Raw genomic sequence first — 16,539 nt, forward strand, 5'->3', positions numbered from 1 at the left:
TATATTCTTATTAATTAAACAAATTAGTTGCATCATAATATCCAATACAATCATATACTATAATAACGTTTACAATAATTATGTGTGAGAGGGTAGGGATTATGATTGAGTTGAAAAATATAAGTAAGACCTATACTTTAGGAAATGAGAAAATATATGCACTGAAAGATGTAAATTTAAAAATTGATGCTGGAGAATTTGTATCTATTATTGGACCTTCAGGATCAGGAAAATCCACATTGATGAATATACTTGGATGCTTAGATGTACCAGATGATGGAGAATACTATTTAGATAATATCAATGTTGCAAAATTAAGTGATGATAAATTAGCTGAAATACGAAATAGTAAAATAGGATTTATATTTCAAAATTTTAATTTGCTGCCAAAACTTACTGCCATTGAAAATGTAGAGTTGCCACTTATGTATAGAGGAATAAATAATAAACAAAGACATGAAAGGGTTATTAAGGCTGTTGAAAGTGTGGGACTTATAGATAGGATTAATCACAGACCTAATGAATTATCAGGAGGACAACAGCAGAGAATAGCTATTGCAAGAGCCATTGTAGGTGAACCTGATATTATATTAGCTGATGAGCCTACTGGTAATCTGGATAGTAAAGCCGGAAAAGAAATAATGGATGTTTTAGTAAATTTAAATGAAATGGGAAAGACAATTGTGCTTATAACCCATGATTTATCAATATCACAGTATGGAAGAAGAATAATAAAAATGGTAGACGGAAAGTTCTTACCAGAATAAATTCATTTATTATTTTCTATAATAATTTAGTACATTTTAATTTTAAACTCATAGGTTTTCCTGTGAGTTTAAAATTAGCCCTTGTTCTTTAAGTATTTTCAAGTATAAAATTAATATGTTAAGTATAAGCAAGACAAGCTATGCATGAAGCAAGGGGATTATTATATGAAAGAAAATACTAAAAGTTTAATGGAAATTCATTTAGCAGTTTTTTTATTTGGTCTATCGGGTTTATTTGGGAAATTACTCTCACTGCCATCAATAATAATTGTGCTTGGCAGAGTTTTCTTTTCAAGTATTTTTTTATTGATTTTAATGCTTTATCTTAAGAAAGACATAAAACTAAAACAACAAAAGCATTATTTTTATTTGATAGTGATGGGAGTAATTTTAGCAATTCACTGGAGTGCTTTCTTTAAATCTATTCAGATTTCTACAGTGGCAATAGGACTACTTACTTTTTCTACATCTCCTGTTTTCGTTACTTTTCTTGAACCATGTTTTTTCAAGGAAAAAATTAAATTATCAGATATTGTAATTGCAATTATTACTTTTCTGGGAGTAGTGCTTGTAATTCCAAAGTTTCAATTAGGTAATAATTTAACTCAAGGAGTTCTTTGGGGAATACTATCTGGCTTTGCATATGCAATTCTTTCAATGCTCAATAGAAAATGTGTAAAAGAATATTCTAGCTCCGTAATTGCTTTTTATGAACAGCTTGTGGTAACAATTGTACTAATTCCTTTCTTATTTTTGCAAAAAACTGTTTTTCAAACTAAAGATATATTATTACTCATACTCTTAGGTATGGTTTTTACCGGGGTTTCTCATTCATTATTTATAAAAGGATTAAAAAATATTAAAACGCAAACAGCAGGAATTATTTCCAGCCTTGAACCAGTTTATGGTATTATCTTTGCTGCTTTTCTATTGAGAGAAGTACCTACATTGAGAGAAATTTTAGGAGGAATTGTTATTTTAGGTACTGTCTTTTACTCAACTATTAAGTCTAAATAAAGTATATTATTCCTGGGAAGTAACCTGATTATGTGATAGATATAAAATATTAAAAGTATATTATATTGCCTAAAAATAGTTATATGAAATATGGAAAATATGTTATAATTTCCACATAAGCTAATTTAGAATTAATTCTGATTTAATTTTTGTTGAATAGATGAATTTGGATGGTGAAAATAAATGAATAAAAAAGGTTTAATAGTAAATATATTACCAGATGAGGTCTTAAGTAAAATTAAAAATAATATTGATGCTGATCTTATACATGAAGAGTTTCATGAAGTCCAGGATAAAAAATATATAGGAACATTAGTTTTTGAAAAGTATTTCTTTAGAGTAAAAAATAGAGTTGCTTTAGTTGTTATTGCTGATAATTTTGATGATAATACAAAGGTGAGAGTAATATCCACAGCAAGTTCAGAAGGCATATTTTTTAACTTTGATTGGGGAGCAGGTGATAGCTTTATGGGAGAAGTAGAAAATATACTAAGTAATAATATTCTATCTGAATATAGTAACTGATAAATATTTTTATATCTATTTAGTTAATGAATCTCTAAAAATTATTATAATACTAGATACGATTTAAAGACAGATATTGAACTTTGTAAGATAATATGAACTAAATAGGAGGATAGCAATGGAAAAAGCATTAATTAACACCATTATTGAACAAACTGACATCATGTTCTCTAACATGACAATAACATTATACACTTGTAACTTAAATGCCATTATCTGTGAAATGCCTATTTGGAAGCATTTGTATCATACACTTCATTCTCTGGATCAATGGTTTATTAATCCAGAAATATATGATGAGCCTGCTTTTCACAAGGAGAATCTTAATTCTCTTGATATTAAAAGTGATACAAGCCTCACTAGAGAAGAACTAATTAAGTATTTTGATGGTATAAAAATTAAGATTAATAAATATTTGAATGAATTAACAGATGATATGTTGTACGAAAAACCTGAAAAATGTGAATATACCAGATTAGCCTTAGTATTAGGACAATATCGTCATTTTATGTGTCATATTGGAATTATAAATTCTTCTACAATTAGTGAAACGGGAAAATGGCCCAGAGTTAATGGATTATTAAATAAGAATGCTGGAAATGAGTATTTTGAATAACTTACGAAATTTATTTAATTAGCTGAGGTGAATAACATATGAATGTAATTATTGAGAAATTCAAAGAAGAAGATATAAACTCCATTAAATATATATGGAATGAAGTTATTGATGAGGGAGAGAGCTTTTTCTGGAGAGAACATTTTTCTAATAGTAAAATTTCCGAAATATTATTTAATCAAAGAGCAGTATATTGTGCAAAATACAATGGAAAAGTAATAGGATTTTACATACTGCATGATAATTTTCCAGGAAGAGGAAATCACATAGCTAATGCACTTTATGCCATAACAAAGGAGTTCCGCAGAAAGGGAATTGGGAAAATACTTGGTAAACATTCTATAAAAGTTGCACAGGAATGTGGGTATAAAGCACTACAGTTTAATTCTATAGTTTCAACTAATATTGCTTCAGTAAATTTATGGGAGAGTTTAGGCTTCAATCGTATAGGACAAGTTAGTAGTGCATTTACAAGAAATAATAATGAAGTTGTAGATATATACATATACTTCAAAACACTTTATTAGAAAATATACTTGGAAATTTAGCTATTAAATTAATGTAAGATTACATAGTTATAGTAGAGACAATATCTATAATTACAGTGAGAAATGTGAATAAAAGGGTGAGAATAATGGAGATTAAGTGGGAACAAGAATGGGATAAAATATATAAAGACCAAGGTGAAGTTCAAATTGATGTACTACCAACTGCAAGAGTAGCTGCAGATATTTTTAGAAAAAATAATTGTAAAAATATAATGGACTTAGGATGTGGTACAGGCAGACATTCAATATATCTTGCGGAGCGGGGATTTAAGATATACGCTACCGATATTTCTGAAACAGGATTAGAAATAACTAGATCAAAGGCTGAAAGACTGAATTTGAGTAATATTGAGTTTAAACAACATGATATGAGAAATATATCTTTTTATAATGATTCATTTGATGGGATTTTATGTTTATGGACCACTGGGCATGGGACATTAGAGGATTCCCGTGAAAATGTAAATGAAATATATAGAGTATTAAAACCTAATGGGGTAGTGGTTATTGATTATGTTTCAATAGATGATGAAAATTATGGTAAAGGTAAGGCGATAGAAAAAGATACTTTCATTAATAATGTTGAGGGCGAAGAGAATATACCACATCATTATTCTACTGCTGAGGAACTAAAAGAATTATATTCAAATTTTTCAAAAATAAATATAATTCCGATAGATTATTATTTTAATGATAAATATGGAAATAAACACACTATAAAAGCATTTGTGGTTATCTCAATAAAATAGTATATAGGCAAAATGAGAAATCAATAATACGAAGCTTTTAAGATATTACGAAGATTATTTATATAATTGGAAAGGTGCTCAAAAATGATAATAAGAAAAATGAGAATTGAAGATATTCCGGAGTTGTCAATATTATATAGTCAGTCTTAGAATGAAAATTCATGTATTGAAAAAATGCAAAATAAATTGAAGTATCATGCTATTTAACAAAAGCAATCTTATACTGTGAGGGATTATAATGAAGATTAGAGATAATTATACTTGTCCTTTAGAAATTGCACATGACATTATAAAGGGGAAATGGAAAGCCATTATCCTTTTTCAGCTCCAATATGGCAACACATCTTTATCCAAATTACAGCAAGACATTGAAGGAATTAACCAAAAGATGCTGTTACAGCAATTAAAAGAATTGCAGGAATTCGGTTTAGTAGGAAAACATAACTTTGAAGGATATCCTCTGCATGTAGAATATTACCTTACAGCAGATAGGGGTATGAAGATGCTGAAGGCTATAAACATTATGCAAGAAATTGGTGTTGACTATATGGTGGAACATGGCTTAACAGATTTCCTTGACAAAAAAGGTATTTGTTATAAATAAAAGATGATCTATACAAACAAAAAAGTGGGTAATTTACCTTTCAATCAGTGGACGTTATAATTTCAATAAAGATTGGAGGTAAATAAATGAAAAGTGCAATTATTTTAATTGATATTCAAAATGACTATTTTGAATGTGGAAAAAATGAATTATATCTTCCTAAACAGGCAGTAGTATATGCAAAACAAGCATTGGATTTCTATAGAATGAATGGCTTAGCAGTATATCACGTTCAGCATATCAGCATTCAACAGGGGGCAACCTTCTTTTTGCCCAATAGCACAGGAGCGGAAATACACCAAAGTGTTCTACCAAAAGCTGGTGAAAAAGTTTTTGTTAAGCATACTCCCAATGCATTTTTGAAGACTGGTTTGTCAGAGGAACTACTTCAGAATAATATCCACCATATTGTAATCTGCGGCATGATGAGTCACATGTGCATTGATACAACGGTCAGAGCAGCGCATGATTTAGGATTTTTGGTGACAGTGCTTGAGGATGCGTGTACTACGAAAGATTTGCTTTGGCATGGCACTGCCATCCCCGCTCAAATAGTACACAATACGTTTATGGCTTCGCTTAATGGTGTTTTTGCACAAGTGATGCAGACAGATAAGTTTTTAGAAATAGTTGATTTAATCCTTTAGTATGAGTATTTGTTTGAACTTTTATATAGATGAATAAATAATAGTTCGTAAATTTTTAACAGTCCTGTGGTAGGGAACTGGGATAATTATTTATAAAATAAGGAGATAAAGGAAATGGGATTGTTAAAATGCATAGATTGTATAGAGCTGTATGTACCAGATTTAAAAGCAGGTGTGGACTATTATTCTAAGCTTGGTTTAAAGGTATTATGGAAGAATGACACTTCTGTTGGAATGGGTTTGGAAGATGATTTTACAGAAATTCTTTTACAAAATGAAAGAAAGAAGATGAATGTTGACATTAAAGTAGAGTCAGTTATTAAAGCTGTAGAAAAAATAAAAGAATCCGGAGGACAAGTTATTTACGGACCATTTGATATTCCAATTGGAAAATGTGCTGTTGTAAGAGATAAGTGGTCGAATAAATATGTTATACTTGATATGACAAAAGGCAGATATGTAACGGACAAAGATGGAAATATAATTGATATAAAGTAGTTAATTTAAGCATATTCTTATCTTAAACATTAGTACTCTTTCTCTTTGGTGTAACTGGAACTGGGCCGTTTTAGAATATCTATTTACCTATCTAAATTTTGTTCCTCAGTACTTACCCTAGCGTATCCAATTTTCACATCATCACCTCATTTAAATAGTACCAATAAGTTAATTTTTACAAAATAAATTTAAATAGAATGACATAATAAAATATGGATAAAATAATATATGTAGTTACATTGACTACAGTAACTACATACATTATAATGGGGGTGAAAAGATGAAAACTATAATAAAAGGTGGCGATAACATGGAAGCTTTAATTAGGAGAAAATTTAATATTAGAGATACAAAGAGATATTATAGCGATCTTAATAGTGCAGCATTGAAAGGATTAGAATTGGTAACCTTTAAAGGTATAAATAAGAATGCTAAAGTGGATGAAGAAGTAAGTCATATAAAAACACTATATATAGATTACTTGATGGGATTTCTAAAAATTGATCCAATTATAGAATTAGGTGAAGAAGTTGGGGGATATACTATAGCTCTTAATGAAATTGATATGTATGGCGAAGGTGATACTTTAGAAGAAGCAAAAGAAAATCTTATAGATAGCATTTTAGAATATATAGATATTTATATAGATAAAATTGACTTGTTTAATCAGGTAGAGAGCATATCAAAACAAGTTTATATGTTAAAGCTAATTCGTTGTGATGGTGATAGAGAAAGACTTAAGAAAGAGATAGGTTTATAAGAATTATGCCGATACGTTTTAACATGGGACAAATAAAAAGATTACTTGCATATTTTAATATGAAACCGCTTAGAAAAGGTAGCTTTATTTACGGTGGCATAGGTAAAGATGGGATTTATCGTACTTGTAAATTTGATTATCACAAAGATAATGATATTTTAAAACCAGGAACAGCTAATTCTATTGCACACTCTTTAAAATTTACTAATGTCGAAGAAATGAAAAACTTTATAGATAATAATTTATAAAATAGATGTGCATTTAACTGTGCATCTATTTTAGTTTAACTGCGTCAAATTTAGGTTTTCTGTAATATAAATTTGTTAATAAGTCAACAAATAATTCATTAGGTGCAGATATAATTGAAAGGGCATGGGATTCCCCTTTAGTTGGCTTTTCAAAAGGTGATGATGAACTTTATTATAAACTTAAAGAAGATATAGGTGAATTCCTTTGGACACCACAAGAGATATTCTTAAAAGTTTATATTGAAGAAAAAAATATAACTCACCCAAAATCAATATAATATTATCTTTATAATTTCAGGTGAGCTATATAAAAAACAAATCACATAATTTGCCTTTTATTGAATTTCCATATGCATGTCTCCATCTTTTATGAGCCCTGATTTTTTCATTACAAAATAAATAGGCATTATTATTGCAGAGGGAAGAATTATACCTGTAAAAATATAAATAAGAAGTCCTTTTACTCCCTGTGTTGCTGTAATATTAAGTGGTGCAATTAATGAATTAAGTCCAAGCCCTGCAAGCTCATAGGAAGCACTGAATTTAAATAGAACTATTGCTATAGGACCGCATATTAGTGATGCTAAAAATGTTGGAATTACAAGCTTTGGATTTTTGATTAAGTTGGGGAATTGTACCTTTGGTGTTACAAGACCTTGTGCTATATTTGCACCTGCATCATTTTCCTTAAAGGACATTATAGTGAATCCCACAAACTGAACAGTACATCCTATAAGTGCTGCTGCACTTGATACCGGATCAAGTTTAAGTGCAATTGCTATTGCAGCAGAGGAGGCTGGTGACATTAGAAGAATACTCCATGTAAGAGAAATTACTGCTGAGCCAATAAGTGGTGATATCTCTATTGAGTGTGCAATTTGCTGACTAAGCCAGTTAAGCGCCGGTGTTGTTACTGCAGCAAGTCCAAGTCCTGCAACTCCTCCAACTACTACTGCAGCAAAGGGTATAGCCATCATATCCAGTTTCGTTTTTCCTGCTACTGCTTTTCCTACATATACTGCTATTAGAGCTGCTAATACTGCACTAATTGGCTGACCGGATACGAAGGTAAGTCCAGCAGGAGTGAAATGAACTGCATTGGCTCCAACTGCCGATGCAATCATAGCACTGAATATAATAAGTGTATTTCCACTAAGTTGATAGGCAACTCCAGCTCCAATAGCAGGTGCAAGCATTGATTTTGCGATGGTACCTATGCCTATGAAGGCTTGCCAGTGAATAAATTTTCCTATGGTTTCGCAAAGAAGTCCTATTCCAAGCATAACCAGTATTGCATTTGCAATTCCGGCTGCTACTTTATAAGCTATATCTTTTTTTGACTCCTTATTTTTTTCTTGTACAGATTCTTGCTTATCTACTACTTTGTCATCAGCGGTGTTTACATTATCCATTGCATACATCTCCTCTTAATTTTATGGGTATAAAAAAATAGATAGTATATATTAAAAAAATTATAAATACTCAAGAATTTAAGATTTATTTTAATATTAATACAATAGTTCATAAATGCATTAAATTTAGATTTAGTAAGTAGTCTTTATAAATAATTGTTTAGTTATAAGACTTTTTATGAGTAAATTAAATTATATAAATATTTTGCTAGATTATTTGACTACTTAAAGTTAAAATTCAATATATTATTAACATTTAATTGTAAATATTAATAATATGTAAATTCATATTTGCAAATATGAATTATACACAATTTTTGTAATTTTGTAAAGTAATTTGTAATATTATTATCAATTAAAGTGATGAATTTATAAAGAAATTAGATATATTTTGTAAGAATAGAAAGTAATATGATACAATGTATGGAAAACTAAACTGAAAATACAATACTTATAAATCAAGATGATATGTTAAAATTATATAAAGACTTTAATTTTAAGATTTTTGGTGGTTGCTGCGGTACAAATGATAAGCATATGAATGAAATTGCAAGAAAGTTAAACGATATTATTTCTTATTAAACTGAAAATCATGATAAGAAAAGCAATGCATAAAATTTATGGAGGATATAAGGAAAAGTCTGCACTATAAAAATATTATTTCAACTTATTTATGATCAATTAGAGATGATAAATCACAAGGGAGGTATTTCTTTGGAAGATGATATACAACAAATATTAAATAATTTTATGATTGACTATTATGGAGTTGCAGATATAAGTGAATATGAGGCTGATGTCATGAAATATGGAGGGGAACTTGTAAAAGGATATCCTAGAGTTATTTCAATGGGAATAGTATTTCCATCTACCATTGTTGATTATTTGAATAATCCGTCTGATAACATTGCTAAATTAGAATATCATCATTGCTATGAGGTTATAAATGATAGATTAGACAATATAGCCTCCATAATAACTTCATATATAATGAAAAATGGATATAGAGCCTTACCCATATCAGCAGCAGAGCGAGTGAATAGTGATTATATAAATGCAGCTTTTTCACACAAAATTGCAGCAAGGTTAGCTGGTCTTGGCTGGATAGGAAAAAATTGTTTGTTAATTACTCACAAACATGGACCAAGAGTAAGATGGGTAAGTGTACTGACTGATGCACCATTACAGGTTATAGGAGAAAAGCTGGAGCAAAGATGTGGAAACTGTATGGCTTGCGTAAAAATATGTCCAAAGGGAGCTTTGCTTGGAAGAAATTATAGCGAGGGTGAAGCACGTGAAAAAAGATTTGATGTAAAAAAATGTGATAGATATTTTAATGAGATGGAAGAAAATGGACAAGTGCCTGTATGTGGCATGTGTTTATACGTATGTCCTTATGGTAGAAAAAGTCATTAAATTAAAAAAGGAGAGATTTGTTTAGAAATTAATTATTTTACAGTTATTAATTTCTTAATATTATTTGCACTTATAGTGGGTGCATATATAGTAATAAGAGCAGTGAAAAATTTTATTAACAAAAATAAAGAGATGGACAAAAAGATAGATGACATTTTGGACAAATTAGAAGATAAAGATAATAGTAAATAGAATATATTTTAGGAGTGAAGTTTATGGTAAGAGAAATTATTTTATTAGGAAACCCAAAACTCTATAAGATTAGTTCAAACATAGAAAAAGAAGAACTAGGGAGAATAAAGGAAATTGTTTGTGATTTGCATGATACTCTTATAGATTTTAGAAATAAATACGGAGTAGGTAGAGCCATTGCTGCACCTCAGATAGGTGTATTTAAAAGATTAATATACATGTATATTGATAAACCTATGGTCTTTATAAATCCAATATTGCACTTTGAAGATGATGAACTAATGGAAGTTATGGATGATTGCATGTCCTTTCCTGAACTATTGGTAAAGGTTAAGCGTCATAAAAGATGTACCATTGAGTTTAAGGACATGGATTTTAAAGATACTACAATGAAGCTGGAGGGAGATTTATCAGAACTTTTGCAGCATGAATATGATCATCTTGATGGAATACTTGCCACAATGAGAGCTGTAGATGATAAAGCTTTTTGTTTGAAGAGTGAAAGAAGCATGTTCAATAAATTAAATTTATAAGCATGAATTTACCATTGACATAAGCTGTTTGTATACTTAAAATTAATTAAGTAAAATAGTCGAAAAATGTATAAATTTAAATTGATATATGGAGGATAAATATGAGCAGCAGTCAAGTTTTCACCCATAATAATGGAGAACTAGGTCTAATTGTTTTGGAAAGTTGTAGAGAATTAGGGGAAAAAATTAATGAACATATCAAAAAGAGAAGAAACGTAGATGAAAACTTTTTATTACCTGTGGAAGAAATACGTTTTTCTAATGGTGAAGGTAAGGTAAAACTTTCAGACTCAGTTAGAGGTAAGGATATCTATATACTTTGCGATATAGGAAACTATAGTTGTACATATAATATGTTTGGAATAGAGAATCATAAGGGTCCAGATGAACACTTTCAAGACATTAAGAGAGCCGTATCAGCCATAAGAGGAAAAGCTAAAAGAATAACTGTTATAATGCCACTGCTTTATGAATCAAGACAGCATAGAAGAAAGGGTAGAGAATCCCTAGACTGTGCACTAGCGCTTCAAGAACTAGAACGTTTAGGTGTACAAGAGATATTGACCTTTGATGCTCATGATCCTAATGTTCAAAATGCAATTCCACTATTGTCATTTGAAAATTTATACCCTACATATGATATTCTTAAAACTATTATCACAGAAGAAAAGGATATAGAAATACCTAAGAATGATATGCTTGTTATAAGTCCAGATACAGGTGCTATGGATAGAGCTATATATTATTCAAGTGTCCTTGGTGTGGATGTTGGATTATTCTATAAGAGAAGAGATCACTCAACAATTGTAAATGGCAAAAACCCTATAGTTAAACATGAATATATGGGAAGAGATGTTGAAAATCAGGATGTTTTAATAGTTGATGATATGATTGCCTCAGGAGAGTCAGTGCTTGATATAGCAAGAGAATTAAAATTAAAGAAGGCAAAAAATGTTTATGTTGCTACTACTTTTGCATTTTTTACAGAAGGACTAGAAAAGTTCCAAAAATATTATGATGATAATATAATAACTAGAGTTTATTCAACAAATTTGACTTATATATCTCCTGAACTTGAAAAAGCTGAGTGGTTTAAGCCAGTTGATATGTCCGAACTTATAGGAATAATAATAAATAGATTGAACAGGGAACAGTCCATTGCTAAATTTATGGATGCTACATATGTAATACATGAACTAATAAGAAATGAAAGATAGTAATGTGTTTTTATTAAGCTTCCGCTAGTAGAAGTGAAAAAATTTATTTTCATGATAAAATAGAGATGTTTTATCAAATGCTAAGAAGAATCTTTAGATAATAAGGATTCTTCTTTTATTTATTAGTAAACTATAATATATATTTGTATTCAATTGAATTTATAGATTGATAATTAATATGCCTTACTATAATATTTATGTATGAACTAATCTATGCTCTTGTGAATTAGGCAGGTAAAGTAAATGTCAGTGGATGGAATTATTTTATTCATGGAAGGAAAAATAATCTTGTGCTAATATCCCTTAAGATATTAACACTTATGGAGGGAAATAAAATGAACTTAGAAGTAGTAAAAGCAGATAGTAAGAATACTGATTTTATTGAGCTTATAAAATTATTAGATGATGACCTAGGGGAAAGATATGGAGAATTACAAAAGCAATATAAAAAACACAACAAAGTTCACTATATAAATGATGTGGTAATTATTTATAAAGATAAAGTTCCAGTTGCATGTGGAGGATTTAAAGAACATGATATTAATACTATAGAATTAAAACGAATATTTGTAATGAAAGAACATAGAGGACAAGGATTATCAAAATTAATAATCAATAAATTGGAAGAATTAGCTAGAAGTAAAGAATATAAATATGCTATATTGGAAACGGGAATAAAGCAAAACGAAGCAATTAATTTATATAAAAATAACGGATATTATTTAATACAAAATTATGAACCTTATGTGGGAAATACAAATAGTATATGCATGAAAAAAACTTTATCAGATGATCAAAAGAATATATAAATGCGGACTAACTATTTTTGCAAAGAACTGGGGAGAAATGAAAGAGAAAAAGCAAAATAAATTTAACGATATTCTAATAAAAAAAGCAAATAAATTTTACAAGGTAATGAAAAAGAGAAAACATATTCATACAAGAATTTTCACTAAGCTTTTATTTACTCTTATGAAAATTATGATTTCAAAATTTCCTGACGATAATTCTGACAAGATATATTGGAAAGAAAAAGGCTGGATATAATCTGATTTATAGATAAACAACTTGATATATAAATTTATGTTTTAATATATAAAATTAAAAAGCCTTGTAGCTTAAAACAATGTTTAATTATGAAATTGGATATCTATATTATGTAAGGTTAACTTGACATGAACCTTACGTAATGCTAATTTTGTTATGTAAGGTCAACATTACAGAGGTGATAATTAATGAAAAATCGATTGAAAGAATTACGTGAATCTTTTGGATTAACTCAAGAACAATTAGGAGAACTTGTAGGGGTATCAAGACAGGCGATTAACGCTATTGAAACAGAAAAGTTTGAGCCATCTATATGGTTGGCTTATGATATCGGTAAAATATTTCACTGTTCAATAGAGGAAGTTTTTCTATTTGAAGAAAGTGAAAGGAAATCTAGAGCACAACAAAGTAGAGGTGTTGTTTAAATGGCATTAAGGCAAATTAGGCTTTCTGATGATAAACTATTAAGGAAAAAAAGCAGAAAGGTTGAAGTAGTGGATGATAAAATAAAACAAATTTTAAATGATATGGCTGATACTATGTATAATTCAGAAAATGGTGCAGGATTAGCGGCTCCACAAGTTGGAATATTAAAGAGATTAGTTGTAATAGATATGGGGCAAGGACTTATAAAATTAGTTAATCCAAAGATAATTAAGCAGCAGGGAGAGCAGGAAGTTATAGAAGGATGTTTAAGTATTCCTAATGTATTTGGAAAATTAAAAAGACCTGCAAAGGTAACAGTACAAGCATTAAATGAAAATGGAGAGAAAATTATATTGACAGGTACAGGAGATTTAGCAAAATGTTTCTGTCATGAAATAGACCATTTGGAAGGTATCCTTTTTACTGATTTAGTTACTGAGTATATAAAATAAAATATTGCGATGAAAAATAGAATATAAAAAGGAATTGCTTTAAATATTAGATGTAGATGAATCTATAGCAATTCCTTTTATCAGCAAAAAAATAGATTGGATAAAGAACAATATTTGAGAATATAACTCCATTTATCTATTATTTTCTCAAATTTTTTCACATCGAACAAATGACCTATCCAATAGAGAATACCGGCGCCTGCAACAGAACCGGCGGTAGCGGATATAATTACACCTATTATAGTCATATTGGTATTTGTAGTCATGAAGCCTCCAAAGGTAAGAATTACTTCTGAAGGTATAGGTGGAAAAATATTTTCAAAGAAAATCATTAAAAAAGTGCCAAGGTAACCATAATGCTCCATAAAATTCATAATCCAAATTTGCATATTGAATATTCAACCATCCTTCCAGTGTTAAAGGGTTTAATATATAGTATAAAAAATAATATTAAGGTGTATTGATAAACCTTTTATTATATCGTACCTAATCTATGATATATAAATCAAATTTCTAAATAAATTTTCACAAAAAATTTATTTGATGTTTAGAATCATATGTTCCCAAAATTTTCTGATAGCAATCTATATAAGATTTATTAAAAATAAATTCTACAATCTTCAACAGTGTTATGATATAATGTTATATATTGTAATATAATGGACTGTAATCAAAGTAATGTTAAATAAAGAAATTTAGGGGGATCTTTATGGAGAGAATATACACAATTATATTTTGTGTAGGTGTGATTTACACAGTGTTTACTTTTTTAATAGGGGGACTCTTTGGAATTGTTCATATTGGATTAGATCTGCATATGGATGCTCACCTAGATGGAGGAAGTTCTTCAGGAGGCTTTGCCGCATTTCCACTTAAGCCTATAACTATAGTTTCATTTATTACGGTATTTGGTGGCGTGGGAATTATTGGAACACGGTATAAATTAAATTGGATGACAGTAGTTATAATAGCAGTTATTTTGGGATTTATAATTTCTACGGTATTATATAGATTTATAGTAGTGCCACTATATAGAGCTCAAAATACCAGCGCAGTTTCTCAGGACAAACTTATTGGCATGACGGCAGTAGTTATATCACCCATACTGGAAAACGGGTTTGGCAGTATAGCTTATATTGTTAATGGCAGTAAATACAATGCCCCAGCACAGCACGTAGCTAAGAAAGCTGTGAAGCAAGGGGAAGAGGTACTCATTTATGAAATAAAAAATAGTGTTTTTTATGTTGAACCCTTAAATAATAATCAAGATTTATCCAATAACTAAAGATTTCAAGTAATCTTTGCTATCTATTTGGGCACTGTTTGTTGATAAAGCTTGAAATAAATAATAATATAAAGTTTAATTAAGCAAAGGCTTATTAAAATAAATAAGGCATTTGAAAATGAATAAAAAGATTTTGAGTATGCCTAATAAAAGCAATTTGGTAATATGTCAAGAACAAAATGAAAAGAGAATAAAATGATTTTGGAAAAAAAAGGTAATCTTAACAAGCATACGTCAAACTCAGAACGTATGTTCGTAAAAACTATTTATTTATCTACCCTATTTGAAGAGTAGAGTTGATTTTTAGCCAGCAATCCAAAAATCAAACGAATCAATTTACGAGATGTTAGTGCGAGTGCTCGTTTATGCTGATGTGTAGTTACTTCAGCAAATTTCTTCTGATAGAATTCTTGATATTCAGGAATATATCTTACGATACTTCCAGCAGCTTCTATCAGATAATAGCGCAAATAACGGTTGCCTGCTTTGTTCATTGGTGTGTTTTCAGCCTTAAAGCCACCAGATTGATTTTCCTTCCATACGATGCCAGCGTATTTAGCAATGGCATTGTTATTAGGGAAAGCATGAACACTACCTAATTCTGAAAGAATACCACTAGAGTAAACAGGACCGAACCCAGGTATTGACATTAAAATTTGGTATTCCACGGGGTTCATTCCCATAACTGCTTTTTCAATAGCCTTGTTAATAGCTTTAAGTTCTTTCTCAAAAGCCTGAATACAATTAAAAGAGCAGGCAATTGAGGTTGTTAAAGGCTCATACAAACATTTATCAAGGCGGTATGAATTACGTGCAGCCTGCTGCAGAATTTCAGCAGTCATCTGTGGATTGGAAATCCGCTTGCGACTTTTTTTATTGACGAAGTCAACAAGATCTTCAATTGAAGTATTTGCAATATCTTCAGAAGAAAGAAAATCTGTCAATATAGATGACGCAGTAGCACCATATTTATCAGAAAAGGATGATCATCACCCTGTAACAAAGCAAATTCACTAAACTTGAGAAATACATTGGATAACATGTAAGTCTTTTCTCTGGTTAAGCATTCAACAATATGAAGCCTGTGTCTTGTAAGTCTTTGCAGAGCAAGATATTGAGAACCCCGCCAGGGTTCAGTATGAATTCTGCCAACTCTTGCAAAATCAGCAATAACAAAAGAGTCAATGCTGTCATTTTTATCAAGAGAATTGAAGGAATCTTTGTAGTTAGCAACTTCCTTAGGGTTTAAGCAGTAAACATAAGGCTTGTAAGGCATAAGTCTTTCACTTGAAGATAAAAAATTGGCAATATGTACTCCGTAAAAGGAAGTAGATTCTAAGCCGATTATTACAGTTTTAAAAGTGTTCTTTTCTAACACTTTAACAAGCATGGATTCTAATTGTTCTGCACCAAATTGTGTATTAGGAACAGATTCCATTTTAATCAAGAATTCTTGATCAAAATTAATAGCAGAGACAACATTTTGTCTCGCACCAATATCGATACCAACAAATAGAGTTGATAAGTAATCTAATTTCTTCATGAAATCACCACCTTTCAAAAATAATGAGGAAATTAGA

General features: G+C 29.8%; 22 protein-coding genes and 1 pseudogene. 20 read left to right on the forward strand and 3 right to left on the reverse strand.

The features are described from left to right. Positions 1-101 precede the first annotated feature (101 nt). The 11 genes from CLOPA_RS05200 to CLOPA_RS05250 all read left to right on the forward strand — a co-directional run bounded on the left by CLOPA_RS05200 (position 102) and on the right by CLOPA_RS05250 (position 6,979). On the forward strand, positions 102-767 hold the full coding sequence (locus tag CLOPA_RS05200) for an ABC transporter ATP-binding protein (RefSeq protein WP_015614418.1): 666 nt from the start codon (positions 102-104) through the stop codon (positions 765-767). Between the two features lie 165 nt (positions 768-932). Continuing rightward, entirely contained in the window at positions 933-1,784 is an 852-nt protein-coding gene (locus CLOPA_RS05205) for a DMT family transporter (protein WP_015614419.1), read from the forward strand. Between the two features lie 183 nt (positions 1,785-1,967). Continuing rightward, positions 1,968-2,309, forward strand: coding sequence for a DUF6054 family protein (locus CLOPA_RS05210; RefSeq protein WP_015614420.1), 342 nt, complete (start codon positions 1,968-1,970; stop codon positions 2,307-2,309). Between the two features lie 118 nt (positions 2,310-2,427). Further along, positions 2,428-2,925, forward strand: a complete 498-nt coding sequence (locus tag CLOPA_RS05215; RefSeq protein ID WP_015614421.1) for a hypothetical protein — start codon at positions 2,428-2,430, stop codon at positions 2,923-2,925. A gap of 38 nt (positions 2,926-2,963) precedes the next feature. Continuing rightward, complete coding sequence (locus tag CLOPA_RS05220; RefSeq protein ID WP_015614422.1) at positions 2,964-3,452, forward strand: GNAT family N-acetyltransferase; 489 nt, start codon at positions 2,964-2,966, stop codon at positions 3,450-3,452. 107 nt (positions 3,453-3,559) lie between these two features. Next, positions 3,560-4,222 carry a class I SAM-dependent methyltransferase gene (locus CLOPA_RS05225; RefSeq protein WP_015614423.1) on the forward strand — a complete coding sequence of 221 codons (663 nt, stop codon included), beginning with the start codon at positions 3,560-3,562 and terminating at the stop codon, positions 4,220-4,222. A 238-nt stretch (positions 4,223-4,460) separates the two neighbouring features. Next, the gene (locus tag CLOPA_RS05230; protein WP_015614424.1) at positions 4,461-4,826 is read left to right on the forward strand and encodes a winged helix-turn-helix transcriptional regulator; all 366 of its coding nucleotides are present in this window, start codon (positions 4,461-4,463) and stop codon (positions 4,824-4,826) included. A gap of 86 nt (positions 4,827-4,912) precedes the next feature. Then, positions 4,913-5,473, forward strand: a complete 561-nt coding sequence (locus tag CLOPA_RS05235) for a cysteine hydrolase family protein (RefSeq protein ID WP_015614425.1) — start codon at positions 4,913-4,915, stop codon at positions 5,471-5,473. A 114-nt stretch (positions 5,474-5,587) separates the two neighbouring features. Beyond that, on the forward strand, positions 5,588-5,971 hold the full coding sequence (locus CLOPA_RS05240) for a VOC family protein (RefSeq protein WP_015614426.1): 384 nt from the start codon (positions 5,588-5,590) through the stop codon (positions 5,969-5,971). Between the two features lie 280 nt (positions 5,972-6,251). After that, the gene (locus tag CLOPA_RS05245) at positions 6,252-6,731 is read left to right on the forward strand and encodes a hypothetical protein (RefSeq protein ID WP_015614427.1); all 480 of its coding nucleotides are present in this window, start codon (positions 6,252-6,254) and stop codon (positions 6,729-6,731) included. A gap of 5 nt (positions 6,732-6,736) precedes the next feature. Continuing rightward, positions 6,737-6,979, forward strand: a complete 243-nt coding sequence (locus CLOPA_RS05250; RefSeq protein ID WP_015614428.1) for a hypothetical protein — start codon at positions 6,737-6,739, stop codon at positions 6,977-6,979. A 335-nt stretch (positions 6,980-7,314) separates the two neighbouring features. On the opposite strand, the gene CLOPA_RS05255 is transcribed toward CLOPA_RS05250, so the two are convergent. Then, entirely contained in the window at positions 7,315-8,391 is a 1,077-nt protein-coding gene (locus CLOPA_RS05255; protein ID WP_015614429.1) for a PTS transporter subunit IIC, read from the reverse strand. 468 nt (positions 8,392-8,859) lie between these two features. Between CLOPA_RS05255 and CLOPA_RS24835 the strand changes: the two genes are divergently transcribed. The 8 genes from CLOPA_RS24835 to def all read left to right on the forward strand — a co-directional run bounded on the left by CLOPA_RS24835 (position 8,860) and on the right by def (position 13,674). Further along, entirely contained in the window at positions 8,860-8,973 is a 114-nt protein-coding gene (locus CLOPA_RS24835; protein WP_155241872.1) for a homocysteine S-methyltransferase family protein, read from the forward strand. A 132-nt stretch (positions 8,974-9,105) separates the two neighbouring features. Further along, positions 9,106-9,807: a 4Fe-4S double cluster binding domain-containing protein gene (locus CLOPA_RS05260; protein WP_015614430.1), complete on the forward strand. Its 702-nt coding sequence runs from the start codon at positions 9,106-9,108 to the stop codon at positions 9,805-9,807. 215 nt (positions 9,808-10,022) lie between these two features. Next, entirely contained in the window at positions 10,023-10,532 is a 510-nt protein-coding gene (locus CLOPA_RS05265; protein ID WP_015614432.1) for a peptide deformylase, read from the forward strand. Between the two features lie 101 nt (positions 10,533-10,633). Then, complete coding sequence (locus CLOPA_RS05270; RefSeq protein ID WP_015614433.1) at positions 10,634-11,749, forward strand: ribose-phosphate pyrophosphokinase; 1,116 nt, start codon at positions 10,634-10,636, stop codon at positions 11,747-11,749. A 335-nt stretch (positions 11,750-12,084) separates the two neighbouring features. Next, positions 12,085-12,558 (forward strand): GNAT family N-acetyltransferase, encoded by a 474-nt coding sequence (locus CLOPA_RS05275; protein WP_015614434.1) that lies wholly within the window; start codon positions 12,085-12,087, stop codon positions 12,556-12,558. Beyond that, positions 12,539-12,796 carry a hypothetical protein gene (locus tag CLOPA_RS05280; RefSeq protein WP_207637899.1) on the forward strand — a complete coding sequence of 86 codons (258 nt, stop codon included), beginning with the start codon at positions 12,539-12,541 and terminating at the stop codon, positions 12,794-12,796. Before CLOPA_RS05275 ends, CLOPA_RS05280 begins: the two co-directional genes overlap by 20 nt. A gap of 188 nt (positions 12,797-12,984) precedes the next feature. Further along, a complete protein-coding gene (locus CLOPA_RS05285; RefSeq protein WP_015614435.1) occupies positions 12,985-13,221 on the forward strand; it encodes a helix-turn-helix transcriptional regulator in 237 nt (78 codons plus the stop codon). After that, complete coding sequence (gene def, locus CLOPA_RS05290; protein WP_015614436.1) at positions 13,222-13,674, forward strand: peptide deformylase; 453 nt, start codon at positions 13,222-13,224, stop codon at positions 13,672-13,674. It begins immediately after the preceding gene. A gap of 80 nt (positions 13,675-13,754) precedes the next feature. Here the strand turns inward: def and CLOPA_RS05295 are convergent, their stop codons facing one another. After that, positions 13,755-14,048, reverse strand: a complete 294-nt coding sequence (locus tag CLOPA_RS05295) for a DedA family protein (RefSeq protein ID WP_242834271.1) — start codon at positions 14,046-14,048, stop codon at positions 13,755-13,757. Positions 14,049-14,383: 335 nt separating this feature from the next. Between CLOPA_RS05295 and CLOPA_RS05300 the strand changes: the two genes are divergently transcribed. Next, on the forward strand, positions 14,384-14,959 hold the full coding sequence (locus tag CLOPA_RS05300) for an NfeD family protein (RefSeq protein ID WP_015614437.1): 576 nt from the start codon (positions 14,384-14,386) through the stop codon (positions 14,957-14,959). 266 nt (positions 14,960-15,225) lie between these two features. Here CLOPA_RS05300 and CLOPA_RS26755 read toward each other — a convergent pair. Further along, positions 15,226-16,502 (reverse strand): annotated as a pseudogene (locus CLOPA_RS26755) (IS110 family transposase). Between the last annotated feature and the right edge of the window lie 37 nt (positions 16,503-16,539).

This window comes from Clostridium pasteurianum BC1, from assembly GCF_000389635.1.
GTDB classification, from domain to species: domain Bacteria; phylum Bacillota; class Clostridia; order Clostridiales; family Clostridiaceae; genus Clostridium_I; species Clostridium_I pasteurianum_A.

Coding starts and splice junctions, on each gene's coding strand:
- CLOPA_RS05270 (WP_015614433.1), top strand. CDS start 10,634: ATGAGCAGCAGTCAAGTTTTCACCCATAATAATGGAGAACTAGGTCTA.
- CLOPA_RS05245 (WP_015614427.1), top strand. CDS start 6,252: ATGAAAACTATAATAAAAGGTGGCGATAACATGGAAGCTTTAATTAGG.
- CLOPA_RS05265 (WP_015614432.1), top strand. CDS start 10,023: ATGGTAAGAGAAATTATTTTATTAGGAAACCCAAAACTCTATAAGATT.
- CLOPA_RS05285 (WP_015614435.1), top strand. CDS start 12,985: ATGAAAAATCGATTGAAAGAATTACGTGAATCTTTTGGATTAACTCAA.
- CLOPA_RS05225 (WP_015614423.1), top strand. CDS start 3,560: ATGGAGATTAAGTGGGAACAAGAATGGGATAAAATATATAAAGACCAA.
- CLOPA_RS05275 (WP_015614434.1), top strand. CDS start 12,085: ATGAACTTAGAAGTAGTAAAAGCAGATAGTAAGAATACTGATTTTATT.
- CLOPA_RS05255 (WP_015614429.1), bottom strand. CDS start 8,391: ATGGATAATGTAAACACCGCTGATGACAAAGTAGTAGATAAGCAAGAA.
- CLOPA_RS05210 (WP_015614420.1), top strand. CDS start 1,968: ATGAATAAAAAAGGTTTAATAGTAAATATATTACCAGATGAGGTCTTA.
- CLOPA_RS05215 (WP_015614421.1), top strand. CDS start 2,428: ATGGAAAAAGCATTAATTAACACCATTATTGAACAAACTGACATCATG.
- def (WP_015614436.1), top strand. CDS start 13,222: ATGGCATTAAGGCAAATTAGGCTTTCTGATGATAAACTATTAAGGAAA.
- CLOPA_RS05230 (WP_015614424.1), top strand. CDS start 4,461: ATGAAGATTAGAGATAATTATACTTGTCCTTTAGAAATTGCACATGAC.
- CLOPA_RS05205 (WP_015614419.1), top strand. CDS start 933: ATGAAAGAAAATACTAAAAGTTTAATGGAAATTCATTTAGCAGTTTTT.
- CLOPA_RS05295 (WP_242834271.1), bottom strand. CDS start 14,048: ATGAATTTTATGGAGCATTATGGTTACCTTGGCACTTTTTTAATGATT.
- CLOPA_RS05235 (WP_015614425.1), top strand. CDS start 4,913: ATGAAAAGTGCAATTATTTTAATTGATATTCAAAATGACTATTTTGAA.
- CLOPA_RS05280 (WP_207637899.1), top strand. CDS start 12,539: ATGATCAAAAGAATATATAAATGCGGACTAACTATTTTTGCAAAGAAC.
- CLOPA_RS05240 (WP_015614426.1), top strand. CDS start 5,588: ATGGGATTGTTAAAATGCATAGATTGTATAGAGCTGTATGTACCAGAT.
- CLOPA_RS05250 (WP_015614428.1), top strand. CDS start 6,737: ATGCCGATACGTTTTAACATGGGACAAATAAAAAGATTACTTGCATAT.
- CLOPA_RS05200 (WP_015614418.1), top strand. CDS start 102: ATGATTGAGTTGAAAAATATAAGTAAGACCTATACTTTAGGAAATGAG.
- CLOPA_RS24835 (WP_155241872.1), top strand. CDS start 8,860: ATGTTAAAATTATATAAAGACTTTAATTTTAAGATTTTTGGTGGTTGC.
- CLOPA_RS05300 (WP_015614437.1), top strand. CDS start 14,384: ATGGAGAGAATATACACAATTATATTTTGTGTAGGTGTGATTTACACA.
- CLOPA_RS05220 (WP_015614422.1), top strand. CDS start 2,964: ATGAATGTAATTATTGAGAAATTCAAAGAAGAAGATATAAACTCCATT.